At 46.2% G+C, this 25,053-nt stretch carries 18 protein-coding genes; 11 read left to right on the forward strand and 7 right to left on the reverse strand.

The features are described from left to right. Nucleotides 1–47: 47 nt before the first annotated feature. Nucleotides 48–569 (forward strand): YqeG family HAD IIIA-type phosphatase, encoded by a 522-nt coding sequence (locus QUA99_RS04275; protein ID WP_015174714.1) that lies wholly within the window; start codon nucleotides 48–50, stop codon nucleotides 567–569. Between the two features lie 68 nt (nucleotides 570–637). Beyond that, on the forward strand, nucleotides 638–1,810 hold the full coding sequence (gene proB / locus QUA99_RS04280) for a glutamate 5-kinase (protein WP_333235394.1): 1,173 nt from the start codon (nucleotides 638–640) through the stop codon (nucleotides 1,808–1,810). Between the two features lie 4 nt (nucleotides 1,811–1,814). Here proB and QUA99_RS04285 read toward each other — a convergent pair whose 3' ends face one another. Beyond that, nucleotides 1,815–2,570, reverse strand: a complete 756-nt coding sequence (locus tag QUA99_RS04285; protein WP_333235395.1) for a hypothetical protein — start codon at nucleotides 2,568–2,570, stop codon at nucleotides 1,815–1,817. Nucleotides 2,571–2,873: 303 nt separating this feature from the next. Here QUA99_RS04285 and ndk point away from each other — a divergent pair, with 303 nt between their 5' ends. Further along, nucleotides 2,874–3,323 carry a nucleoside-diphosphate kinase gene (gene ndk / locus QUA99_RS04290; protein WP_333235397.1) on the forward strand — a complete coding sequence of 150 codons (450 nt, stop codon included), beginning with the start codon at nucleotides 2,874–2,876 and terminating at the stop codon, nucleotides 3,321–3,323. Between the two features lie 513 nt (nucleotides 3,324–3,836). Here ndk and QUA99_RS04295 read toward each other — a convergent pair. Further along, on the reverse strand, nucleotides 3,837–6,047 hold the full coding sequence (locus tag QUA99_RS04295) for a Tex family protein (protein WP_333235398.1): 2,211 nt from the start codon (nucleotides 6,045–6,047) through the stop codon (nucleotides 3,837–3,839). A 162-nt stretch (nucleotides 6,048–6,209) separates the two neighbouring features. Between QUA99_RS04295 and QUA99_RS04300 the strand changes: the two genes are divergently transcribed. Next, nucleotides 6,210–7,049 carry a Uma2 family endonuclease gene (locus tag QUA99_RS04300; protein WP_333235399.1) on the forward strand — a complete coding sequence of 280 codons (840 nt, stop codon included), beginning with the start codon at nucleotides 6,210–6,212 and terminating at the stop codon, nucleotides 7,047–7,049. Between the two features lie 171 nt (nucleotides 7,050–7,220). Here QUA99_RS04300 and QUA99_RS04305 read toward each other — a convergent pair whose 3' ends face one another. Together QUA99_RS04305 and QUA99_RS04310 are read right to left on the reverse strand one after the other, a co-directional pair. Continuing rightward, the gene (locus tag QUA99_RS04305; RefSeq protein ID WP_333235401.1) at nucleotides 7,221–8,198 is read right to left on the reverse strand and encodes a class II fructose-bisphosphate aldolase; all 978 of its coding nucleotides are present in this window, start codon (nucleotides 8,196–8,198) and stop codon (nucleotides 7,221–7,223) included. Nucleotides 8,199–8,401: 203 nt separating this feature from the next. Continuing rightward, entirely contained in the window at nucleotides 8,402–9,136 is a 735-nt protein-coding gene (locus QUA99_RS04310; protein ID WP_333235403.1) for a phosphoadenylyl-sulfate reductase, read from the reverse strand. Nucleotides 9,137–9,746: 610 nt separating this feature from the next. Here QUA99_RS04310 and QUA99_RS04315 point away from each other — a divergent pair. The 4 genes from QUA99_RS04315 to QUA99_RS04330 all read left to right on the forward strand — a co-directional run bounded on the left by QUA99_RS04315 (nucleotide 9,747) and on the right by QUA99_RS04330 (nucleotide 17,542). Further along, nucleotides 9,747–10,274 carry a hypothetical protein gene (locus tag QUA99_RS04315; RefSeq protein WP_333235404.1) on the forward strand — a complete coding sequence of 176 codons (528 nt, stop codon included), beginning with the start codon at nucleotides 9,747–9,749 and terminating at the stop codon, nucleotides 10,272–10,274. Between the two features lie 257 nt (nucleotides 10,275–10,531). Then, nucleotides 10,532–10,897: a response regulator gene (locus QUA99_RS04320; RefSeq protein WP_333235405.1), complete on the forward strand. Its 366-nt coding sequence runs from the start codon at nucleotides 10,532–10,534 to the stop codon at nucleotides 10,895–10,897. A 261-nt stretch (nucleotides 10,898–11,158) separates the two neighbouring features. Further along, a complete protein-coding gene (locus tag QUA99_RS04325; protein WP_333235406.1) occupies nucleotides 11,159–11,659 on the forward strand; it encodes a chemotaxis protein CheW in 501 nt (166 codons plus the stop codon). 90 nt (nucleotides 11,660–11,749) lie between these two features. Then, the gene (locus tag QUA99_RS04330; RefSeq protein ID WP_333235407.1) at nucleotides 11,750–17,542 is read left to right on the forward strand and encodes a PAS domain S-box protein; all 5,793 of its coding nucleotides are present in this window, start codon (nucleotides 11,750–11,752) and stop codon (nucleotides 17,540–17,542) included. Between the two features lie 323 nt (nucleotides 17,543–17,865). Here the strand turns inward: QUA99_RS04330 and QUA99_RS04335 are convergent, their stop codons facing one another. Next, a complete protein-coding gene (locus QUA99_RS04335; RefSeq protein ID WP_333235476.1) occupies nucleotides 17,866–19,053 on the reverse strand; it encodes an RNA-guided endonuclease TnpB family protein in 1,188 nt (395 codons plus the stop codon). A gap of 117 nt (nucleotides 19,054–19,170) precedes the next feature. Between QUA99_RS04335 and QUA99_RS04340 the strand changes: the two genes are divergently transcribed. The 3 genes from QUA99_RS04340 (at nucleotide 19,171) to QUA99_RS04350 (ending at nucleotide 24,002) form a co-directional block, all read left to right on the forward strand. Beyond that, a complete protein-coding gene (locus tag QUA99_RS04340) occupies nucleotides 19,171–22,008 on the forward strand; it encodes a hybrid sensor histidine kinase/response regulator (protein WP_333235408.1) in 2,838 nt (945 codons plus the stop codon). 729 nt (nucleotides 22,009–22,737) lie between these two features. Further along, entirely contained in the window at nucleotides 22,738–23,214 is a 477-nt protein-coding gene (locus QUA99_RS04345) for a chemotaxis protein CheW (RefSeq protein WP_333235410.1), read from the forward strand. A 62-nt stretch (nucleotides 23,215–23,276) separates the two neighbouring features. After that, nucleotides 23,277–24,002, forward strand: a complete 726-nt coding sequence (locus QUA99_RS04350) for a pentapeptide repeat-containing protein (protein ID WP_333235411.1) — start codon at nucleotides 23,277–23,279, stop codon at nucleotides 24,000–24,002. Nucleotides 24,003–24,153: 151 nt separating this feature from the next. On the opposite strand, the gene QUA99_RS04355 is transcribed toward QUA99_RS04350, so the two are convergent. Both QUA99_RS04355 and urtE read right to left on the reverse strand, forming a co-directional pair. Continuing rightward, complete coding sequence (locus QUA99_RS04355) at nucleotides 24,154–24,306, reverse strand: hypothetical protein (RefSeq protein WP_333235413.1); 153 nt, start codon at nucleotides 24,304–24,306, stop codon at nucleotides 24,154–24,156. Continuing rightward, on the reverse strand, nucleotides 24,303–25,001 hold the full coding sequence (gene urtE, locus QUA99_RS04360) for an urea ABC transporter ATP-binding subunit UrtE (protein WP_333235414.1): 699 nt from the start codon (nucleotides 24,999–25,001) through the stop codon (nucleotides 24,303–24,305). Before urtE ends, QUA99_RS04355 begins: the two co-directional genes overlap by 4 nt. Nucleotides 25,002–25,053: the final 52 nt, after the last annotated feature.

Here is a 25,053-nt window from a genome sequence, read left to right on the forward strand (position 1 = left end):
TTATTATTTCTCAATCTAAACTCTAAACTCTAAAACCTAAAATCATTATGACTTGGGGTAAACTACTACAGCCTGACTTAGTTCTAGGCAATTCGGTCGTGAATTTAACGGCGGATATTCTGCAAAAATATCAGATAAAAGGATTAGTTTTGGATGTGGACGAAACACTCGTTCCCATTACGGCAATGAATGCTTCTCCTGAACTCAGCTTGTGGGTGCAAGAAATTAAACCCGTGGTATCGCTATGGTTGGCAAGCAATAATTTAAGTCAAAATCGGATCGGTCGAATTGCTGAGTCTTTGAATCTACCTTACATTACGGGTGCTGCTAAACCGTCGCGCCGCAAGTTGCGAACAGCAGTGACTGCAATGAATTTGCCGGTGGAACAGGTGGCGATGGTGGGCGATCGACTTTTTACTGATGTTTTGGCCGGCAATCGTTTGGGTATGTTCACTATTTTAGTAGAACCAATGGTTGATGCTGGGTATGCGCTTCGGAAGTATCCGGTGCGCTCTTTTGAAGTTTGGGTTTCTCAAGCTTTGGGGGCATCTCTGAAAATTAAAGATTAAAAATGGGCATGGGGCATTGGGCATGGGGCATTGGGCATTGGTAATTAGGAATTGGGAATTGGTAACTAATGGCAACAGACAACAGTCAACAGTCAACAGTCAACAGTCAACAGTCAACAGTCAACAGACAACAGACTCAAACTATTGTTGTTAAAATTGGAACTTCGACCCTGACTCGATCGACTACGGGAAACTTAGCTCTTTCAACTATTGCTGCATTAGTCGAAATTTTAGCTGATTTGCGGCAGCAAGGCCATCGAGTAGTTTTGGTTTCTTCGGGTGCGGTTGGGGTAGGCTGCGCGCGCTTGGGTTTGACGGAACGCCCGCGAAATATCGCTCTGAAACAGGCTGTGGCGGCTGTGGGCCAAGGGCGGCTGATGCGGGTGTACGATGACTTGTTTACTACTCTGCAACAGCCGATCGCTCAAGTATTGCTCACCAGGGGCGATTTAGTGCAGCGTAACGGTTATGTTAACGCTTACAATACTTTTCAGCAACTGCTCAGATTGGGCGTGATTCCGATCGTCAATGAAAATGATACTGTGGCGGTAGACGAACTCAAATTTGGCGATAACGACACGCTTTCGGCGCTGGTGGCGAGTTTGGTAGAAGCAGATTGGTTGTTTGTACTCACAGATGTCGATCGGCTGTATTCGGCAGATCCGCGCAGCAATCCAGACGCGCAGCCGATCGCCCTAGTCCAAAGTATGGCACAGCTCACAGAATTTCAGGTGCAAACAGGAGATTCCCGCAGCGGTTGGGGAACCGGCGGAATGGTGACAAAAATTGAAGCGGCGAGAATAGCAACTGCATCGGGAGTGCGCACAGTCATCACTGACGGCTGCTTTCCTGGTAATATCGAGAAAATACTCAACGGAGAGTCGATCGGCACTCAATTCGAGCCTCAACCGCGCCCTGTAAACGCTCGCAAACACTGGATAGCTAACGTGCTAATTCCAGCAGGAAAACTATATTTAGATGCGGGTGCTGTCAAGGCAATTTCCCACGGCGGAAAATCGCTTTTAGCTGCGGGTATTGCTCAAGTAGAAGGACAATTTCAAGCTGATGATTCCGTGGAGTTGTGCGACGCAGCAGGCAAGCAAATTGCTAGAGGACTTGTGAATTATAGCAGTTTAGAATTGAGACAAATCCAGGGCTGCAAGTCCGATAAAATTGCTGAAATTTTAGGCTATGCGGGTGTAGAAACGGCGGTACACCGAGATAACTTAGTGATTGTTTAAACTACTACATATCGAGACACTCGATCGCGCAATGAGCGAACGCAGAAATTGAGGATACTTGCACCACAGTATTGCAAGAATTTGTTTGGCTGTGTTGGAACAGCTCGTTCATCGCTTCTGTAAACAATTCAAATACATTGCGTGCTAATTCTAAAGCTGCTTGGCGTTCCGCATTAGTAAGTTCGATCTCTGCTACAACTTGCAACATCTCTGGCGTGTTTAAAAGGTGATAATTGTCTAAAGCGACATCACCTCCTCCAAAATAAACATATTCTTTTTGGGTAATTTGCTGTAATTCCATTACCACTGCTAGCGCCGCCTCAAAAAAAACTGTCGCCGTTCCTTCGAGGACTTCCACTAACACCAGTTTCTGAATGGGAGAGGCTTTCCAAGCGTAGCGTTCGAGCACTGAACACAGCGATCGCGTTTTTTTAGTTTCTTCACCCCAAAGCAGTCTAAAATCACCATAAGTCATTGATTGGTTAAAGCCAACTTCCTCTAGGTATTCTAGATAATCGTGCCAGTAATAGTTTTGGTTGTAAGTATATTTATTAATTAGTTCCTGAACTTTGTTGTTACTAGAAGAGTCTCGGATTACATATTTATTTAAATCGCTCAACCCGACAGCCAAAGGAGCCAGAATAGGTGCAAAAATTAGTCTTTGTTTCAGGTAAGTATTTTGATTGGCTAGAAATGCAAATAAGGGTAAGCGTGCAAATTCTTGCTTTTGTGTTTGAATAAATTCTAGAACTTCTTTCATAGCATCGCACCCTCACTAAGTTATTTAAACTGGGGTTTCACACCTTGCTTGATTATCGAGGCTTTTTAGGGAATATCTTTGTATTTGATATCATGTTTAGTTGTGTTTGTAGTCAGGGTCAAGTGTGATTTGCATCATATTGTGTTCCACAACTAAATCGGGGTTGAGAGTTAGTGTACTCTTAGTGAGATTTACTTGTGTGGCAATGAGTATAGATGACAAATTTCCAGGGCGAATTGCCTTTGGGTGCGTTCTGGGTTAATCTATTTTTTGTATCAGTTAAGAAAATTGTAGGAGTTAATCTTGGAACGCACTTTTTTAGCGATTAAGCCCGATGGTGTACAGCGCGGACTCGTTGGCGAAATTATCGGTCGTTTTGAAGCCAAAGGCTTTACGCTAGTTGGCATGAAGCTGATGACGGCGAGTCGCGAACTTGCCGAACAGCATTATGGCGTACACAAAGAAAGACCCTTTTTTGCGGGACTGGTAGACTTCATCACTTCCGGGCCCCTGGTGGCGATGGTGTGGGAAGGCGACGGCGTTGTGGCGTCGGCGAGAAAAATCATTGGCGCAACAAATCCTCTGAATTCAGAACCGGGGACAATTCGCGGCGATTTGGCTGTGAATGTCGGCCGCAATATTATTCATGGTTCTGATGCTGTGGAAACTGCCAATGAGGAAATTCGTCTCTGGTTCAAGGAAGAAGAATTGAGTTCTTGGACGCCTTGTTTAACTCCTTGGATTGTGGAGTAGTTTTGAGATTCTCCCGATTGATTAATCGGGAGATTATCTTAGTTTGAGGCTAAGATATTGAAGTTAAAATATTTGTTTTAGTGTTTTACAGCACTTTTCAGGTTAGTGAGGTACACAACAGAGGTAGGGACACGGCGCCGTGCCGTTTCCCTACGGCAATAGAAGAGCAATCTGGGTGTACTTCATAAACGTGGAATCTGCTGTATGTTTAAGAATTTTGCCATTAGTGGGTAATAAATGGTCGTTTGATGATTTAATTATATTAACTAATTGCTCAGATGCTGTCCACAACTAAAGGCAAGTTGTTTGTCAGCCAATAAATTTTTACAATTCATCTAGTTCTCCCACCTCTGAAATTACAGCGTATCCCCGGTTTATTAACAGCAGCTTTAGACACGGCAGTGCCGTGTCCTCAGTATCATTCCCATGCCACCGGAAACGATATTATCGCCGATCGCCCTTAGCCCCTAAACCCGCTGAGATTGCCTAAAAATCGAGCTTTTAGCCCTAGTTTCAACGTCGGCGCGGGGCGGGAAGCCTCGCGCTATTGCCATTTTGCGGTTGCGGTTTTTCTTGCAGCTTCATCGTCAAACTAACCCGCTTTAACTTCTCATTCACCTCCAAAACCCGCACTTTCACAACTTGTCCGACTTTAACAATCTGTTTCGGATCTTCCACGAATCGATCGGCTAATTGAGAAACGTGAACCAAACCATCTTGGTGAACTCCCACATCAACAAAGGCTCCAAAGTTAGCTACATTCGTGATTATGCCTTCTAATTCCATCCCAACTTGCAAGTCGGAGATTTCTTTGATTCCAGCTTGGAAAGTGGCATATTTAAACTCGGCTCGCGGGTCTCTTCCCGGTTTTTCTAGTTCGGAAATAATGTCTCTGAGTGTCGGTTCACCGACTTTTTCTGTGACATATTTCTTGATATTTACCGTCTTGATTTTTTCCGATATTTGTGTTATTCCTGTCAGCGGCAAGTCTAAATCCTTGGCGATCGCCTGCACTACAGGATAACTTTCGGGATGAACTGCTGTATTGTCCAGAGGATTTTCGCCGCCGCGAATGCGGAGAAACCCGGCTGCTTGTTCAAAAGCTTTTGGGCCAAGTTTGGGAACTTTCAGGAGTTGACGGCGATTTTTAAATGCGCCGTTTTCGTTGCGGTAATTGACAATATTTTTGGCAACTGTTGCCGTCATTCCTGATACAAATGTCAGCAGTTCTTTCGATGCTGTGTTTAAGTCTACTCCGACATAATTAACGCAGCTTTCGACTGTTTCGTCGAGTTTCTTTTTGAGCAATTTTTGGTCAACATCGTGCTGGTATTGACCGACTCCTATTGATTTCGGGTCGATTTTCACGAGTTCGGCGAGGGGGTCTTGCAAGCGCCGTCCGATGCTGACTGCGCCGCGAACGGTGATGTCGAGATCGGGAAATTCGGCGATCGCCACTTCGCTTGCTGAATAAATCGATGCACCCGATTCATTCACCATGACTTTAATCGGTTTCCTGTCCATTTCTGCCAAAACTTCCGAAACAAATTCGTCTGTTTCCCGGGAAGCTGTACCGTTGCCGATCGCGATTAATTCAATTTTATACTTTTCAATTAAATGCTTGACAATTTTACCAGCTTGCTGTCGCTGAGCGGCCGCTTGGTGGGGGAAAATTGCTTGATATTCTAAAAATTGCCCGGTTTCATCGAGGGCGGAAACTTTACACCCCGTGCGAAATCCCGGATCGATCGCCAGTGTCGGTTTCATTCCCGCCGGCGCTGACAGCAGCAACTCGCGGAGGTTGGTTTCAAAAGTGGCAATGGACTCGATATCAGCAACGGCTTTGTTGTGCGATCGTACTTCTGTAATTAACGAAGTCTTCATCAGTCGGTTGAAGGCATCCTTCAAAGTCGATCGATAAAACTCTTTAACTTCCGGTATCCTAGTTCTAATTTCCTGACCTTCCAAATAAGCCATCACGGCGGATTCATCAAACGCCAGTTCCAAATCTAAAACCCCTTCCGTTTCCCCGCGAAACAGCGCTAACATATTGTGCGACTGAACGCTTCTCGCTGCAACTTGGTAATTGCGGTACATTTCAAATTTAGTGCTTCCTTCCGGGAAATCATCTTTAATTTTCGAGACAAAAACTCCTGTTTTCATCAAGAAATCTCGCAAATAAGCCCGCAATTCTGCTTTTTCCGAAACCGCTTCCGCCAAAATATCCGCCGCCCCTTTGAGAGCTTCTTCTGCTGTTTTCACTCCCTTTTCTTCCGAAATGTATTTAGCTGCTTCCGCCTCAAAATCTGCTGGTTTAGCCGTCGGTAAGTTCAGAGACTTGATAAAATTCGCCAGCGGTTCCAAACCTTTTTCCCTAGCAATTGTCGCTCGCGTCCGCCGCTTCGGTTTGTAAGGCAGATAAAGGTCTTCGAGTTCGTTTTTTTGCAAACACGATTCGATTTTAGCTTGCAGTTCTTCAGTGAGTTTCCCCTGAGAGCTAATCGTGTCTAAAATCGACTTTTTGCGGTCTTCAATTTCCGTCAGATAGGTGAAGCGATCGGAGATGTCTCGCAATTGAATTTCATTCAGTAAATCCGTGCGTTCTTTGCGGTAGCGGGCAATAAACGGAATAGTTGCTCCCTCTGCGAAAAGTTCCAGAGCATTATTGACTTGAGACAGAGTAAGGGAAAGTTCTTGAGCAATTAGTTGAGGAATGTCGATCATAGTGCAGAAGTTCGGAACAGTCGATTTGAGATTTTAGAGGTGAGATTTACTTCAAAAAAGAGAGGAAAAAAAGTTGAAAATTAACGTTTTACAGGGTGTTGGCGCTCGTCCTGCCAGTATTAAAATGATGTTAGCATAAATGCAGTCATTTCTCAATATTATATGTTGCCTTTTAAATATCCTGTGCCGCAAACCGATCCGCCGCGATCGCCCAGAGAAACGCTGCCGACGATGTACGATTTACCCAGCGAAGACCCGGAGGAACCTGGTTTGCCTGACGAATTTCACGATTTGCAGCCGCAGTTGTTGAGCCTGACGTTTCGACCTCGGAATTATCCAGCTTCTGAGATATTTAGCGGCACCGACATGAACCTTTATTATGCCGTGCATCACACTTTGCGGCACAAGCGGCCGGATTGGTTTGGAGTTGTGGGAGTTCCCCGACTTTACGATCGATCCGAACTGCGGATGAGTTATGTTACATGGCAGGAAGGCGTGAATCCTTTTGTAATTGTAGAACTGCTTTCGCCGGGAACGGAAAAAGAAGATTTAGGCGACAATACCGATGACGAAAAGTTGCCACCTCAGTCGGCAAACGCTGCGGGTAACGGGCAAGTTTTGGAGTCGGAGAGGAAGGAGGAACCGCCTAGAAAATGGGAGGTTTACGAGCAAATTTTGCGGGTTCCTATTTATGCCGTTTTCAGCCGCTATACTAACAAATTGCGAGTATTTGAATTGAAGGGCGGACACTATCAAGAATTAGAATTGCCCGAGTCGCGAGTGTGGATTGCTGACCTAAGTTTGGGCTTGGGTTTGTGGCAAGGGGAGTTTCAGGGAATCGATCGACTGTGGTTGCGCTGGTATGATGTTGATGGCAATTGGATTCTCACTGAAGCGGAACAGCAACGGCAGCGGGCTGAGTCAGCGGAAGCTCAATTGCAGTCTTTAATTCGGCGGCTGCGGGAATCTGGCATCGATCCCGATCGATTTTTAAACGGTTAGAGAAGACTGAAGTCCTGACTAATATTATGTCCGGTCGATTACCCCTAATACGGTAGGGGCGGGTTTACGAAAAATATCTGCCAATAATTGACTATCTCAAAAACCCGCCCTTTTAATCGCTCGATCGGACATGATATAAAAACTGGTTCGCAGTCAGGACTTTAATTTTTTTTACTTCACAAGAAGACAGAAAGCCTCACTATACACAGGCTTTAACATTTGATCGAAACTTGATTGGTTGCGGCTTGTTTGTTTGTTGCTGGTACTCTTTGCGGTCAAGTCATCCGCGTAGGGAGAGTAATGCAAATAAGCTTTACCGACAGAACCGAAAAGTTGCAATTTGTCATAAATAACCGATTGCATGGCATCGATAGCTTTTTCCATTATTTCCAACAAATCCGGCTCTGACAAAGAAATGCTACTTTTTAACACGTCCATATAAGCTTCGCGAACTTCTGTATTCACATTGAATTTCGATACTCCGAATTGAATACATTGATGAATCATTGATTCCGGCAAACCGCTAGCCCCGTGCATCACTAACGGCACTGAAACAGCAGCCCGGATTTTTTCCAGACGCGGAAAATCTAGTTTTGGTTCGCTTAAATATTTGCCGTGAACGTTACCAATTGTTACGGCTAAAAAATCCACATTAGTTTCTTTGATAAACTCTACTGCTGCTACGGGATCGGTCATTTTTGCAGCTTTCTCATCGATTGTCAAACCGTCTTCCCTGCCACTAATTCTGCCGATTTCTGCTTCAACTGCCGCACCGTTAGCGTGGGCTAATTTAGTCATTTCCCGGCTAAATATTAAGTTTTGTTCGTAGGGCAAAAAAGAACCGTCTGCCATAATTGATTTGATACCGGCGGCTAGGGCGAGGTGAATGTCTTTTTCTGAGGTGCTGTGATCTAAGTGTACTGCGATCGGCACTAAAGATTTCCGGGCTGCTTCCATGGAAAGCGCGACTAAAGGCGATTTTCCGTATTGGAGGGCGCTGGGGTGAAGTTGCAGTGTAGCAGGACTGTTCAGCGCTTCGGCCGCATTGATGACGGCTTTTACTCCTTCGAGGTTGTAGACGTTAAAAGCGCCGATGGCATAACCATTTCTCAAAGCCGTGTTCAGCAATTCGCTAGTTGAGGCGAGCATATAGTACCTAGTTTAAAAACTTTTCTGAATGTCAATCATTCTAACAAAGTTTAAGAGCAAGCTCAGCTTAATTTTTGTTTATTTTAATTGCGAATTCTTCCGTTACGATTTATGTGAAGTGCATCTATTCTTGGGTAAGGTGCGCCTAGCGCACCTTACTGTTTGTTTGGTGCGCCTAGCGCACCTTACGACTAAGTGATTTACTATTTTTGTGCGTTACCAGCGTGCAAACCGCACTCTTTTACGGTCGCTTCTTCCCACCACCAGCGACCTTCGCGTTCGTGTTGGTTCGGCAATACCGGCTTCGTACAAGGTTCGCAACCAATGCTTACAAAACCGCGTTCGTGCAACTTGTTGTAAGGCACATCCAAAGCGCGAATATATTCCCAAACCTCTGCCGAAGACCAGTTTGCTAAGGGGTTGAATTTAATTAATTCATGGTCGGCAGTTGAGAATGCACTGTCAACTTCAATGACCGGAATACCGTTGCGGGTACTGGGACTTTGGTCTTTGCGCTGACCTGTAATCCAAGCATCGAGAGTATTTAATTTGCGGCGCAGCGGCTTGACTTTCCGCACGCCGCAGCATTCTTTGTGACCGTCTTGATAAAAACTAAACAATCCCTTTTCATCTACTAGGGCTTGTACTTCTGCTGCATCGGGAAACATTACTTCTAATTTAATGCCGTAATGTTTTCTGACTCGATCCAAAAACTGATAAGTTTCAGAGTGCAATCGTCCGGTGTCTAGGGTGAAAACGCGGAAATTCTTCGTGATTTTTGAGGCAAGATCGATCAGAACTACGTCCTCGGCACCGCTGAAAGAAATTGAGATATTTTCAAATTTTTCTAGGGCAAATTTGAGAATTTCTCGCGGTGTTTTTTGACTGTATTCTGCTTCTAGGGCGGCAATGTTGAGATTGTTCTGGATGGCAACCATATTTTCGCGTTATCGGTGTTCTTTTCCTCTAACCCTTTATTATAGCAGCTCGCAGCATCTCTCTCACTGATGAATTTGACTGGATCTTGCAGCAGTCTTTTCGGCTGGGCCCACAATCGAGATCGAGGATGGCGATCGCCCGCTTGTCCTAGTTTTCGTGAACCCAACACTCCTCTACTGAGTAAAATTGGACTGGCGCGCGGTCAATTGAATCTGCGCCCAAATTATAAATTAGAGAGAATAAGTTTTTTTAAATGGCCTTGTTAAAATTCCTAATTTTTGACTCTCCTCATCAATAAAATAATCTGGCTTATCTATAGATATCGTGCTATCTATCCACTGGAAAAACTTCCAATCTGTACCGAAGATTAACAGCGCTACGCGAATTTACTATAAATCTTTCGAGGTCGTGAGAATATAATCGCCATACCCGTTTAAACTTACATCTTTGGGACTTGCGCGCCGAGAATGAAGCATTAGATGAAGGCGCTTGACATCAAAATATAACATCAAAGTCAAAAGTCAAAAAATCAAGAAAATTAAAGTTTTGACAAGATGGGAACGCAGTTTTAGTAAGAATGCCCGATACTAAAGATTGCAAGCTCCAGATATGTTTAGCGGTTGGGGAATTCGCACCCAGTCGTCCTTATCTCCCGCCTACAATCCCATCGGCTATCACACAGGCTCAGTCTGGCAGCACGACAACGCTTTGACAGCTATTGGACTGCGATCGCTCGGCCGTGTCGAACAAGCCCTAGAAGTAGCTCAAGGCTTATTTGACATGACATTGCTCCAACCCTACGAGCGTCCCCCCGAACTTTTCTGCGGCTGCGAACGCAACAGCCAGAGCGATCGTCCCGTGCAGTATCCTGTAGCTTGCTCGCCACAAGCTTGGGCAACAGGCAGTATTTTTCAACTCTTGCAAATGATATTAAATTTAGTTTTTGACACTCCAGAAAAGCTATTGCAAACTATCGTTACGGTATTGCCAGAATCGATTAAACAACTGTCGCTAAACACCTTAAGGATAGGCTCAAATTGGCTCGATTTGGAATTGGAGGGGTCGGGTTCCTCAAGCGCTTGTGGTGTTACTAAAAAACGCGGGAATTTACGGTTATTGTCGAAGATTGAGTTTTGATAATTGGGAATGGGGAATTTCCTATTCCAAATTAGTAAAATTCACGACACGGGAGTCGCCGATACAGGGCTCGCAGTTTTTTCTCTTCCTTCTCTCTTAGATAACCAAATCTTTCTTCCTTCTTCCCTTGGACCAGGCGATCGGCTATATTGTATTTAGAAGTATATTAATTTGTTCGCGGTGCAGTCAAACAGTCGAGCGCGCCTGGTTCCGAACCAAGATTGTCGCTGTCAACAACAGCAAGGAAGTGTGGAATTATGTCAAAAGTTTTAGTAGTGGACGACGTGCCCAGCGAACTGGAAATCATCTGCCGGATTCTTCTAGATGCGGGAATTGAAGTGATCCGGGCAGGCGATGGCGAAGAAGCGATCGCCACGATCCGCAAAACCCCTCCGGCTCTGGTCGTTTTAGATGTAGTGATGCCGCGAATGAATGGATTTGAAGTGATTAGAGAATTGCGGGGCGATCGCGCAACGGCACACTTGCCAGTAGTATTTTGTACTCATAAAAACACCGAGATCGATAAAGCTTGGGGAACCGATTTAGGCGCTGACGCTTACCTCGGCAAACCCTTTCAACCTCAGCAACTTGTCAAAATCGTGCAGCGCCTGCTTTCAGCGTAAACAGAGTATAAAGCGATCGCCAGCTTTCACCGAAAAACATAACAGCGAGCAACCCCATTTTTTTGAAGGAATTGGGTTTCACAATTCCCTACAAGTTTTACCTTTAATGATAGCGACTGACCCCGTTGCCAAACCCGGGATTTATTTCACCCAAGCATTTGATGCCCAACAAGTGATGCTGAAAAATTCTCGCGAGCCCTCCGCTTTCTGGCCAAAGCAACATCCTCATTTGTCAGCTACACTAGAAACTAAAAATCAGCAATGAAAATAATGGCTCCCCCCGCTGCGGAGACTCAGGCAAGTGGAACCAAGCAATTTCTCCTCTTCGGTCAAGGAAGCAGTCTGTTCGGCGTAGAGTTAGACGCAGTGCGAGAAGTGCTTTCCCTCAAAGAACAACCTATTTCCCCCGTTCCCAACACCCTGCCATTTTTGCTGGGATTAACCAACTTGCGGGGCGAAATCTTAGCAGCAGCAGACTTCGGACGGTTTACAGGGCTCGAGCCGGTTGACCCCCACCACTCAAGCAGCCGCATCTTAGTGGTGGAAGCGCTCGATCCGCGAGACGTGAGATTGTCGAGAATGCGGATGGGATTGGCCGTCTCCCGCGTCGAAGGAGTTTTAGCTCTCAATCCCGATCGCATCGTCTCAGCACTAGATGTCAGTCCCGACCTAGCTCGATTCTTAAAAGGTCTGTACAATTCCCAAGGACGCTTGCTAATGATTGTCGATGTAGAAGCGATCGCCCATTCCGAACGCTGGTAAAAATCCAGAATACAGATAAATCAGCAACCGCTTTCCATCAATAATTTTAACTAACGATCGCCCTCCGCTTATTTGCCCATTCTTAATTTTATGATCGAACTTCTCTATACTTGGATCGCCACGACTTTCACCCTGACACTGCCTGACTTCTCCCAATCGCTGATAGCTGGAGTTGCTAATTGCATCATTTGTTTCTGTTACTTTGCCATCGCCTGGCTGATCACCTTAGGTTTGTGGCGAAACCGTCAATTCGGGTTCGACATCTTCGCCACAGTCACAGCCGGCATATTTTGGAGCTGCGCATTCGGTCACAGCGGCCACGCCGCCGAATACCTGGGACTGCCACACTCCCCGGTGGTGCAAACCGTGTCCGATTGGATAACTGTAATTCCGGCGATCGCTTTTTTGAGTTTGTCCAACCGCTACGACTTCTTAGTAGGTTCCACCCAAATCCTTAACTCTAAAAAAGAAACAGAACAAGCCCTCAGCGAAAGTACCCAGCGATTTCAGGCAATCTTCGACCAAGCTTTTCAACTGATCGCATTATTGGAGCCAGACGGTACTGTGATCGAAGCAAATCAGACAGCGCTAGAATTGGGAGATTTCCAAGCATCAGAAGTGCTGGGGCAGAAATTTTGGCTGGCACCTTGGTGGGCATCATCCCCAACCAACCAGCAGCGCCTAACAACGAACATTAAACAAGTCTCGACCGGCAAGTTTGTTCGGGAAGAATACGAAATTACCGACCCCAACAACCAGGTAATAGTAATTGACGTGTCGTTTAAGCCGCTGTTCAATAAAACAGGAGAAGTATTTCAAATCCTCGCCGAAGGCCGCGAGATTACCCAGCGCAAACAGACAGAAGTGGCATTGCAGCAGCTAACCGCAGAACTAGAGCAGCGAGTAAATGAAAGAACCGAGCAGATCCTGCAAACTAACGCACAATTGCAAGAAGAAATTCGCGATCGCACCGCAGTCGAAGAGCAATTAAAAGCCTCAGAACAATTCTTAAACAACGTCCTCAACACCATCCCCGACCCGATTTACGTCAAAGACGAACAGCACCGCTATTTAACATTAAACGATGCTTTTTGTCAATACATAGGTCGCAGCCGAGAAGAACTAATTGGCAAATCCTACAACGAATTCTTGCCCAAAGAGCAAGCAGATACATATACAGAAAAAGACGAATTAGTTTTCTTAGCAAATACCAACAGCGCAATCCAAGAAACCATCACAGACGCAGCAGGAAACACCCGCTTTTTCTCCGCCAAAAAATCTACCTTTGTAGATGCCGACGGCAGAAAATTTCTCGTTTGCGCCATTAGAGACATCACCAAGCGCCTGCAAGTCGAAGAACAACTGCTGCAGACACTAGCAGAAGCAGAAAGCTCCCAAAGCTTGCTGCGCACAGTCATTGACGCTACGCCAGACTGCATCTTCGTCAAAGATGGAAACTTGCGCTACACCCTAGTCAATGCAGGTTTCGCCGCCGTCTTCGGCAAAACTCAAGCAGAAATTATCGGCAAAGACGACGCAGAAATCGGCATATCGGTCGATCGCATCTTCCCCAATTTCGACGCCGAAACCGATTCCCAGAACCAAATCCAAAACTTCCGGGCCGGCAACCACCTAGCGCCCGGTTCCAACGACTTAGCCACCTTAGCCGACGGCAAAGTACGCACCTTCGACACCCAGAAATTGCCCCTCAAAGATGCAGAAGGCAACATTTTAGGAATGGTCGGCTTCGCGCGCGACATCACACAGCGCCGCAAATCCGAACAAGAACTATTGCGGTTCAAAGCAATTTTAGAAACCACAACAGACTGGGTAGGCATCGCCGACTCCCAACAGCGCACCATTTATCTCAACCGCGCAGCCAGAGAAATTTTGAGAGTTGGCGAAAACGCAGATTTAGCCGGATTCAGCATTTCCGACCTGACATCGCCCAAAAGTATCGACACTCTTATCAACGTCGGCATCCCCGCAGCTTGCCGGGAGGGGGCGTGGAGCGGCGAGGCAATGTGGCGAACTTTAGACGGCAAAGAAATACCAGTTTCTCAAGTAATTATTGCTCACAAATCCGAGAATGGAGAAATTGAATTTCTGTCAACGATCGCCCGCAACATTACAGAAAGCAAGCGCACAGAAGAAGCCTTGCAGCAGAACTTGCAAATGCTCGACCTGGCAAGCGACGCCTTGATCGTTCGGGATATTGACGGCACGATTAATTATTGGAATCAAGGAGCCGAACGGATGTACGGCTGGACAAAAAAAGAAGCCTTGGGGAAACTCACCCATACTCTATTGCACAGCATTTTTCCCCAGCCTTTAGCAGCTATCTCGGCACAGTTAGAAGAGCAGGGTTATTGGGAAGGAGAACTAATTCACACCACCAATTATGGCACTAAAATCACCGCGTTCAGCCGCTGGAATTTGCAGCGAGACGAACAGGGAAAACCGAAAGCTATTTTAGAAACCAACAACGAGATCACGGAGCGCAAGCAAGCAGAAATCGAAAAGCAAAAATTGATTTCGATCGTAGAAAGCAGCTCGGATTTTATCGGAACAGCAACCCTGGAGGGAGAGGCAACATACCTGAATGCCGCTGGAATGAAACTAGCAGGATTGCGAAATATTGAAGAAGTTAAAAGCAAAAGTATATATGACTTCTTCTGTGCAGAAGATGCTAAGATTTTCAAAGAAGAAATCGTGCCGACTACTGTGCGAGACGGTTTTTGGCATGGTGAATTCCGCTTGAGGAACTTTCAAACCGGCGAAAACTTTCCGGTTGACTTCACCCTATTTACAGTCAAACACCCAGAAACCGACGAGCCTATGGGGTTGGCAACAGTTACTCGCGACATCAGCGATCGCAAACGCGCAGAAGAAATGCTGCGCGATCGCGAAAGACTGTTCCGAGCCATTTTCGATCAATCGTTCCAATTAGTGGGGCTGCTCAAACCAGACGGCACCGTTTTGGAAGTCAACCAAACAGCCCTCGCCGTCGCCGGACTGGGGCGCGAAGAATTCGTAGGCACGCAGTTTGCAGATAATCTGTGGTGGCAAATTTCCCCAGAAGCCAAGCAAAAAGTGCAAGATGCGCTCGCAAAAGCCGCCGCCGGCGAGGTAGTCCGCTACGAAGCCGACGTACTCGTGGCTGGGGGTGCTGCGATCACTGTGGACTTCTCCCTCAAGCCGATCGTAGACGACAGCGGCAAAGTCGTGCTGCTGATTCCCGAAGCTCGGGACATCAGCGACCGCAAAGCCTTAGAACGAGAATTAGTTTTGCGTCAAACCCGCTTTGACGCATTTTTCGCAGCCGCCCCGGCTTCAATGTTTATTGTTGACGAGCATTTGCGCTTCGTGCAAGTCAACGAGAAATTAGCGGGAACCACCGGTGCCTCAGTTACCGAACACTTCGGCAAGACCTTGAGGGAAGTTGTACCAGAAAGGGTCGATACCTTAGAGCCGATGTTGCAGCAGATTCTCGCGACCAACCAACCAGTTTTGAATATCGAAGTATCCTGTTCAACTTCCAAACAGCCCGGTATCGTGCGGGATTGGTTGGCTTCTTACTTTCCTTTACCAGGATCTGACGGCAAACCCATCGGTGTCGGCGGTGTGGCGATCGAAATTACCGATCGCAAAAAAGCAGAAGTAGAGCGCGATCGATTTTTTACCCTTTCCCTAGACCTGGTTTGTATCGTAGATTTTGAAGGCAAATTCAAGCGCCTCAATCCCGCTTGGGAAACAACCCTCGGCTACACCTTAGAAGAAGTCGAAAACCAACCTTTTATCAATTTCGTCCATCCAGACGATCGCCAAGAAACCACAGCCGAAGCGGGAAAAGTATACGATGGCGCCGAAGTACAGTTCTTTGAAAATCGCTACCGCTGCAAAGACGGTTCCTACAAGTGGCTGTCGTGGAAAGTGCGACCTGAAACCGAACAAAAGCTGATGTATGCAGTCGCTCGCGACATTACCCAAAGCAAACAGGCGATGGTGCAACTGCAACAAACAACAGCCCAATTAGCCAGTTCCGAAGAGCAATTTCGGCAGCAAAGCAATCTCTTGCAACTGCTAATAGACAGCATTGGCGACGGCATAATTGCTGCCGACGAAAAAGGCAATTTTGTGTTGTTCAATCCCGCCGCCCAAGAAATCTTCGGCACGGGTTCTACAGATACTCTCCCCGACGAGTGGTCGGCAAAATACGGTTTATTTTTGCCCGATGGAGTCACTCCTTATCCCGCAGCCGACATCCCCTTAACGAGGGCAATTCGAGGAGAATCCCCTGACGACGTAGAGGTTTTCACCCGCCATCGAGGCAAGCCGGAGGGCCTGTGGATCAAAATTAACGGTCGGCCGCTCAAAGACGAAACGGGCGCACTCAAAGGCGGCGTAATAGTTTGCCGCAACGTCACCCAGGAAAGAGCATCCCAGCAGCAGATGCAGCAGTTGGCCGAGGTACAGGAACGCTTGCTGCAAGAACTCAAAACGCGGCAAAATGCTCTCGACGAATCTGCGATCGTCAGCGAAACTGACCCCAAAGGCATGATTACCTACGCCAACGACAGATTCAGTCAAATATCTGGTTACAGCATGGGAGAACTCCTGCACCGCGACCACCGCATCATCAATTCCGGCTACCATCCCAAATCATTTTTTCAAGAAATGTGGGTGACAATTTCTCGCGGCTTGGCGTGGAAAGGGGAAATCAAAAATCGGCGCAAAGATGGCTCGTTTTACTGGGTAGATTCCACGATATCCCCCATTTTTGATACCAGCGGCACCATAGTCAAATATATCGCCATCCGCTTTGACATCACCGAGCGCAAAGAGGCAGAAGAACGATTGGAAAAATTGGCCGCAGAACGCAAAGCTGAAGCCGATTCTCTGACGCAGCAAGTCCTCAAATTGTTGGGAGAAATTAAAGGCGCGGCTCAAGGAGACTTGACAGTCAGGGCGGAAGTTACTAACGACGTTTTAGGTGCTGTCGCCGACTCTTTCAATTTCTTAATCTGTTCTCTGCGGAAGGTGGTAACGGGAATTCAAACTTTAGCCGAACAGGTAACATCTGCCACCGGCGAGTCGATTAACAATACCAGTCAACTCACCCAACAGGCGGAAATTCAAGCAGCAAAAATATCTGCCATCATGCTGGAAATCGAGCGGATTGTGAATTCGATCCGCGACGTGCGAGATGTTTCGGTGCGCGCCGAAACAGTTGCCCAGCAGTCTTCTCACACGGCTGAAGTCGGCGGTATGGCTGTCGATCGAGCTGTCGAAGGCATTAACGGGCTCAGGTTGACGATCGCCTCTACCTCGAAAATGATGAAGCGTTTGGGCGAGTCTTCCCAACAAATTGGGAAAATTGTGACTTCGATTTCTCAACTTGCTTCGCAAACTAATTTATTAGCTCTGAATGCTACTATTGAGGCTGCCAGAGCCGGCGAACAAGGTTTAGGTTTTGCAGTTGTTGCCGAAGAAGTGCGGAAATTAGCAGAAAGATCGGCGGGCGCTACTGAGGAAATATCTGAAATTGTCGGTACAATTCAAGAAGAAATCAGCCGTGTCATGAAGGCAATGGAATCTGGAACCCAAGAAGTTGTGGAAGGTACAAAGCTCGCCAGCGAAGCTAAAACTCACCTGAATGCTATCATTGAAGTGAGCCGGGAAATGAATTCTTTGGTGGAGAACATTACCCGTGCGGCGGCGAAGCAAACTGTTTCGGCTGAGGAAATTTCTAACAGCATGCAGCAAGTGAGTGAGATTGCGAATACAACTGCACAAAAAGGTTCGGATGTAAAAGCATCTTTGGACGATCTCTCCGGTTCAGTTGGTAAATTACAAAAGTCGGTGGCGAATTTCCGCAGTTAGTCAGTTGACAGTTAACTATTGACAGTTAACTGTTATACGAATCACTAATAACTATCATTGGGGTTTGGGCGGGTTCGCGATTATCCTGAATGTCAAGTTATAGATAATCGTGCACCGGCCCCTACAACAATTACACTCAATTAACGGGACATCATATATAGCAGTTCTCAATCTTGGTGAGGTATGCCCTATCCCCACGGAGGCCGCTTATCGAGCGCGCACCTCATGTTACTGAGAAAAGCTATATGTAAAAACTGCCAACAGACAACAGACTCATATATTTGACATCCACCCCGGCGTAAACGCACGGGGATTCCCAAACCTCACGATTTAGGTTTCTGCTTCCGTCCCTTGCGGGTTTTCGCACCAGCCTTAACAGATTTACTCTGTTCGGGTCTTACAGTCGCTCCACAGACTGATACGGCAAGCCCGGCCGCCAAAATATTCAAAGCTGCATTGATGTCTCGGTCGTGGTGCGTCCCACAGCTAGGACAATCCCATTCCCGGATATTCAACGGCATCTTTTCAACTATGTGTCCGCACTCAAAACATCGTTTTGAACTCGGAAACCATCGGTCAATCTTGATTAAAGTGCGACCGTACCAGTCGCATTTGTAGTCAAGTTGTCTGACCAGTTCACCCCAACTAGCATCACTTATCGCTAAAGCAAGTTTCCGGTTTTTAACCATATTCTTCACAGCTAGGTCTTCTACGGCGATGGTTTGGTTTTCACGCACCAACCGCGTTGTTAACTTGTGAAGATTGTCTTTTCTTGCATCGGCAATGGATTGATGTACTTTCGCTATTTTAAGTCGTGCTTTGTGTCGGTTGTTAGAGCCTTTCTGTTTCCGACTTAACGCTTTTTGCGCTCTTGTGAGCTTGCGATATTTTGCCTTGAATCCTTTGGGGTTGAAAATCTTTTCGCCAGTGCTTAGAGTGAGTAAACTCGCAATCCCCAAGTCAATGCCGACTTGACTATCTGTTTTGGGTAGTGCTTCGATTTCAACATCTACCAACAGAGAGACTGACCACCTGCCAGATGGTGCAAGCTTCACCGTAATCGTTGATGGTGTCGCACCGACAGGCAGCATCCGACTCCAGCGAATAGGCAACGCTTGAGTGCATTTTGCTAAGTAGACCTGTCCGTTTTTAAACTTAAAAGCAGATTTGGTGAACTCAGCACTACCACCATTGCGTTTCTTTTTGCAGTTAGGATATTTTGCCCGTCCATCAAAAAAGTTGGTATAAGCCGTTTGTAAATGTCTCAAGCATTGCTGTAATGGCACACAGCTAACTTCATTAAGAAAATCAAGTTCTTGGGTTTTCTTCCATTCGGTTAACATTGAAGAAGTCTCAGCATAGCCTACCCGTTTCTGGTCTTTGTACCAAGCTTCAGTTCTTGCAGCTAAAGCACGGTTATAGACCAAGCGAGTACAACCCAATGTACGTCGCAACAAACTTTCTTGTTCCGGCGTTGGGTAGAATCGGTAGCTGAAGGCTTTTAGTGTCATACTCACCTTGAGGGCCTTACTTTCACATTCTAGCACGTCTTGTGTGAAATGGTAGGTCTTAACAAAAATTTAAGTAAAGCCGTCCTAAAAGGACGGGGTTTCTAACCCATTTTTTTGATGAATGATGACGAGTTAAACGAATTAATAGATGCTTTCACCGCAGAAACCCAAGAGTTTCTCCAGTCGATGGAGACGAACTTATTGGCGATGGAAGCTGCCGGGTTGAAAGAGCGAGAAGCGGCAGTTAAAGAAATGTTTCGGGCGGCTCACTCGATTAAAGGTGCGGGTTCGATGTTGGGCTTTCACAACCTGTCGGCGGCGGCTCACAGGCTGGAGGACTGTTTTGTCATTTTGCGCGATCGCACAGACTTGTCGGCCCTGGAACCTGCAACTGTGACGGTTTTACTGCAAGGGGTGGATGCTCTCAAAAGAATTGCAGCCGATTCAATTCACCACTCGGATGCCAGCACTCCCGATCGAAAGGAAAACTTGGAGACGATCGCCCAAATCCAAGCTCAGTTCGAGCGTCAGTACGGCCCGCCACAACCACCGCCAGTTCCGGTAATGAGCAAGTCGGCGGCCCCGGAAACCCTAAAATTGATTTTTGAACATGAGTTGCCGCCAGTGTTCGATCGCCTGGAAACCGAGCTTTCCCAAGCTTCTGAGGCAGATTTGGCAAAAAGCGTGACCGCCCTCAACCAGGTTTACTATCAACTCTCCGGTTTGGCTGGAATGCTGCAATTTCACGATTTTGGGAAAGTCGCCGAACCCCTCAGAGATTTGATCGACTCTGCAGACTTGACTTTAGAACGGTTGCAGTCCGAGGGTTGGGCGATCGCCCAAAACTTGCAAACCGCACGCCAGCAGCTACTGGAAGGAAAGGCGATCGAAATCCCTCAAAACTCCCCCGCCCCCGAACAGGAATCAGAAGAATCGGAAACATCGGAAACATCGGAAACCCCTTTTTCCTCGACTCCCCCACTCCTCCACTCCTCCACTCCCCCCCTCTCTCCCTCCTCCACTCCTCCACTCCCCAACCCGCAAAGGCCAACAATCCGAGTAGACTTGGAACGCTTGACAGAATTAGTGAATCTAGTCGGAGAATTAGTCATCAACCGTACAAATTTGGAACTTCAAGAATCCGAACTGCGCGGCGAAGTCAAGCGCATCCGCCGCAGTATCGTAGATTTAAATCAATTCGGCGGTCAGTTGCGAGAAGAATACGACAGACTGAGTTTTGGAGACTGGAAGCTGGGAAATCCCCCCCCAGAAATCGGGAAACTTTCAGCAGCAGAAACAGAATTCCCAGTGATTGCTAACAGCAAATCTTCTCAGGAAAATTCTCACTTCGATCTCTTAGAGATGGATCGTTATACAGAGTTCCACTCTACAGCAGCAGAAGTCATCGAAACTGCCGAAGCAATTTCTCAATCCGCCACCAAATTAGACACCTTAGCGATCAAATTCGAGCGCAGTACCGACCAACTGCGCCGCATCACCGAACAACTCCGCAGCCGCGTCATGCAGTTGCGAGTAGTTAGCTTCAGCCGAGCCGTCGATCACTTGCCACGAGCGCTCAGGGATATGTGTCTCACATACGATAAAGATGTCAACCTGCTGCTGCTGGGACGCGATACAAAAATTGATGAAAGTTTGCTCGACGCCTTGCGCGACCCCTTAGTACATCTAGTGCGAAATGCTTTCGACCACGGCATCGAAATGCCCGAAATTCGGCAGGAAATAGGCAAGCCGCCAAGCGGTCAAATTGAAATTGAAGCCCGCCACCAAGGCGGCCAAACTATTATTACTGTCGCCGATGACGGGAAAGGCATTGACCCGGAAATGATTCGCCGCAAAATTGTGAATAAGGGTTTGGCGACGGAGGAACAAGCTCAAGAATTTTCCATTGCCGAACTCTACGATTTTCTATTTTGGCCGGGTTTCAGCACAGTCGAAGAAGTGAGCAACCTTTCAGGCCGGGGGGTCGGCCTGGACGTGGTACGGGCTAATTTGCGGACGGTGCGCGGAACTGTGAAGGTTGACTCTCGCTTGGGAAAGGGTACGAGTTTTATCCTCAAACTGCCACTGCTGCTGTCGATTACTGATGCCTTGATGGTGAAGACCGATCGCAATAAAATAGCGGTGCCACTGGATGCAGTTGAGGAAATTCTCCACATTAAAGCTTCGGAAGTTCACACCGCTGGGAATCAGCCCATGCTGTGGTGGCGCGAGGAATTTATTCGTTTGGTGCGACTCCAAGATTTGCTCGAATACACCATTTTGGGGCCGGATGCACCCTCTCCTGACCCTTTGACCCAAGACCACATTCCGGTGCTGGTTTTGGCTTCTAGCGAAGGAATCCTGGCGGTGGCTGTCGAACGGTTGATCGGTCAGCAGGAAATTGTGGTAAAACCCTTGCCACCTCCTCTGTCTAAGCCTCGCGGGGTTTTGGGGAGTACGATTTTGGGAGACGGCCGAGTCGTAACAATTTTGGATGTGGACGATTTGGTGGGTCAATCTTCAGCAAATACTTCGATAGCGCCTGTTTCCGGTACAGCGTCCCAGTTACCACCGAGTTCGAGTCAAGCACCCCAGATTTTGGTGGTGGACGATTCTTATACTATTCGTCAATTGCTTTCTATGACGCTGACTCGGGCTCGCTACCGGGTGGTGCAGGCGAAAGACGGCATGGAGGCCCTCGAAAAGTTGCAAAACGGTCTCGATTGCAGTTTGGCGATTGTGGATATTGAAATGCCCCGGATGGATGGATTTGAGTTACTGCGATCGATCCGATCGACCCACCGGTTTGCTAATATTCCCGTAGCCATGCTGACCTCGCGCAGCGGCGAAAAACACAGGCAAATGGCAATGGAATTAGGTGCTAACCAATATTTCACCAAACCTTACAGCGAAGCCCAACTTTTAGAAGCCATCCCCAAATTAATCAAACATTAAATAATCCCCAATAACGGTAACGTGCCTAATGCCAACCTACTCAAATCAAATATTTGTCAATCTTCAACCTTCAATCTTCAATCTTCAACCTTCAATCTAAAATTTAAAATCTTCAACCTTCAACCTTCAATCTAAAATCTTCAACCTTCAACCTTCAACCTTCAACCTTCAATCTAAAATCTAAAATCTACAATCTAAAATCTAAAATCTACAATCTACAATCTACAATCTAAAATCTAAAATCTAAAATCTACAATCTACAATCTACAATCTACAATCTACAATCTACAACCTACAATCTACAATCTAAAATCTAAAATCTAAAATCTACAATCTAAAATCTACAATCTAAAATCTAAAATCTACAATCTAAAATCTACAATCTAAAATCTAAAATCTACAATCTACAATCTAAAATCTAAAATCTAAAATCTAAAATCTAAAATCTACAATCTACAATCTACAATCTACAACCTAAAATCTAAAATCTACAATCTAAAATTTAAAATCTACAATCTAAAATCTAAAATCTACAATCTACAACCTAAAATCTAAAATCTAAAATCTAAAATCTAAAATCTAAAATCTACAATCTACAATCTAAAATCTAAAATCTAAAATCTAAAATCTAAAATCTAAAATCTAAAATCTAAAATCTACAATCTACAATCTTCAATCTAAAATCTAAAATCTACAATCTAAAATCTAAAATCTAAAATCTAAAATAGAATGACTCACGCCAATTACAATCGCCGCTTTCGCAGCAAGAAACAAGGCTCTCCCAGAACGCCTCCTCGAAAACTTGTTTCCTTTGAGCTGGGGAACATTTACTATGCAGTTCCTATTGAAAGGGTACAGTGCGTTATTAAAGACTTTGATGCCTACGGTTTTTTAAATAACGGTCAAAGTTTAGTGCGACACCAAGAAAAACTGATTACCTTGATTAATTTATCCAAAATATTTCCCAGCAGTCGGAGCATTGGTGACTGCAAATACCTGATTATTTGCAGCTTAAATAAGAGCGATCGGTTGGGAATTCCCATTCCTAATATGCCCAAAGTTTTAGAAATTTCCGAAGAAAGCTTCTGCGAAATTCCCGAATTGTACCGTCAACAGCAACTGCCTCCGGTAATAGAAAAGTTAATTCGCGCACCTGACGGTTCCGAAGTCTTTTATCTGAATTTGGATCTATTTAGCGAAATGTAGGGTGTTCACTTTTCCAGGTACCATACAATATAAATGGTATTTTCGCAAACAAAAAGTTATTTATGAAAAAACTCACAATAATGTCGATCGCCCTACTAATTTTTGCAGCAACTCTCGAACTGCCGAAAGTGGGGCTAAAACTAAGTGCGATCGGGCAAATAGAAACACCCCAACCAATCCCAACACCCCAACCAATCCCAACACCCCAACCAATCCCAACACCCCAACCACAAACACCCCAACCAATCCCAACACCCCAACCAATCCCAACACCCCAACCAATCCAAACACCCCAACCAAAAGCAGCCGACCCCAAAAACCTCGGCTACGTCTCCCCAGAATTTGCCGAAAATTTCTCCCAGCAACAAATCGACCTAATCAACGCCAACGTCGAAACGCTGCTGCTAACTCAAAGCTGCTCCCGCTGCGACCTCCGAGCCGTAAAATTAGTTAACATTAACTTAAAAAATCCCATCCTTACAGGAGCAGATTTATCAGATGCCAACCTCAGCGGTAGTCGCTTCGAGATATCAGATTTTGTCAACACCAATCTAGCTCGCACAAACTTAAGCGGAGCCGAATTAGTAGGAGCGAGAATCAGCAACGCTAACCTCAGAAAAGCTAACTTGACAAAGACAAATTTAGACAGTGCAGACCTGCGATTTTCCGACTTGAGAGATGCCAATCTTTCCGATGCCAACCTCCGCAATGCTAATATAGATGGCGCTAGTATCGATCGAGCAAGTATGGCCGGCACCACAATGCCCGACGGCCGGAAAAATCAATAATATAGCAGAAGGAAGAAGGAAGAAGGAAGAAGGAAAAGGCCTCGTTTCCTGTGCGATTGAAATCGCTTATTGTCAAACTTTTGTCCGCCTACGGGGACTGAATACAAGTTTTTTGATTCCTTGTTCCCAGGCTCTGCCTGGGAATAAATATCTAGAGGCTCTGCCTCGTTGCCTCGTTGCCTCGTTTCCTGCTTCCCTCTTCCCTCTTCCTTCTTCCCTCTTCCTTCTTCCTTCCCTCCGTTACATCCGTTACATCCGTTACATCCGTCGAGCGAATCCGTTGCCAAACTTCCCTCTGAATCAAACAGCCAAAAACCTCTGAATCACCTCATCACTTAAATCGCTAGTGCTTCCAGAAGCCACAATTCCCCCTTTTTGCATAGCATAATACCAGTCAGCTTGCCGCACAAAATGCAAATGTTGCTCCACCAACAAAACAGAAATTCCCCTAGTAGCAACTACGCGGCGCACAGCAGCTTCAATATCTAAAATAATCGACGGTTGAATTCCTTCCGTAGGTTCATCCAAAACCAGCAACTGCGGCTCACCCATCAAAGCCCTAGCAATAGCTAACTGCTGCTGCTGTCCCCCGCTCAAATCACCTCCCAGGCGATCGAGCATAGTTTTCAAAACCGGAAATAAATCAAAAATTTCATCAGGAACTTCAGGATTTTTGATTTTGGTTGGTTTCGCTTCCAAACCTAACAATAGATTTTCCTTCACCGTCAAACGGGGAATAATTTCGCGCCCTTGAGGTACGTAACCAATTCCCAATCTAGCCCGCTGGTGAGTCAACTTTGAAGCAATAGATTCTCCGCCAAAAGCAATAGTGCCGCTGCGCGGTTGCAGCAACCCCATAATCGTTTTTAGCATAGTAGTTTTCCCCACACCATTGCGGCCGATCAAGCAAACCATTTGCCCCGCATTTACGCTTAAATCGACATCGCGCAAAATGTGACTTTCGCCGTAATAAACATTCAAATTAGAGACTTGCAGCATAGTTTTTAATTGGTAATTGGGTCTAGAAATTGGTAGCAACTAACAAATAACT

The organism is Microcoleus sp. F10-B2, assembly GCF_036704965.1.
Classification (GTDB): Bacteria; Cyanobacteriota; Cyanobacteriia; order Cyanobacteriales; family Microcoleaceae; genus Microcoleus.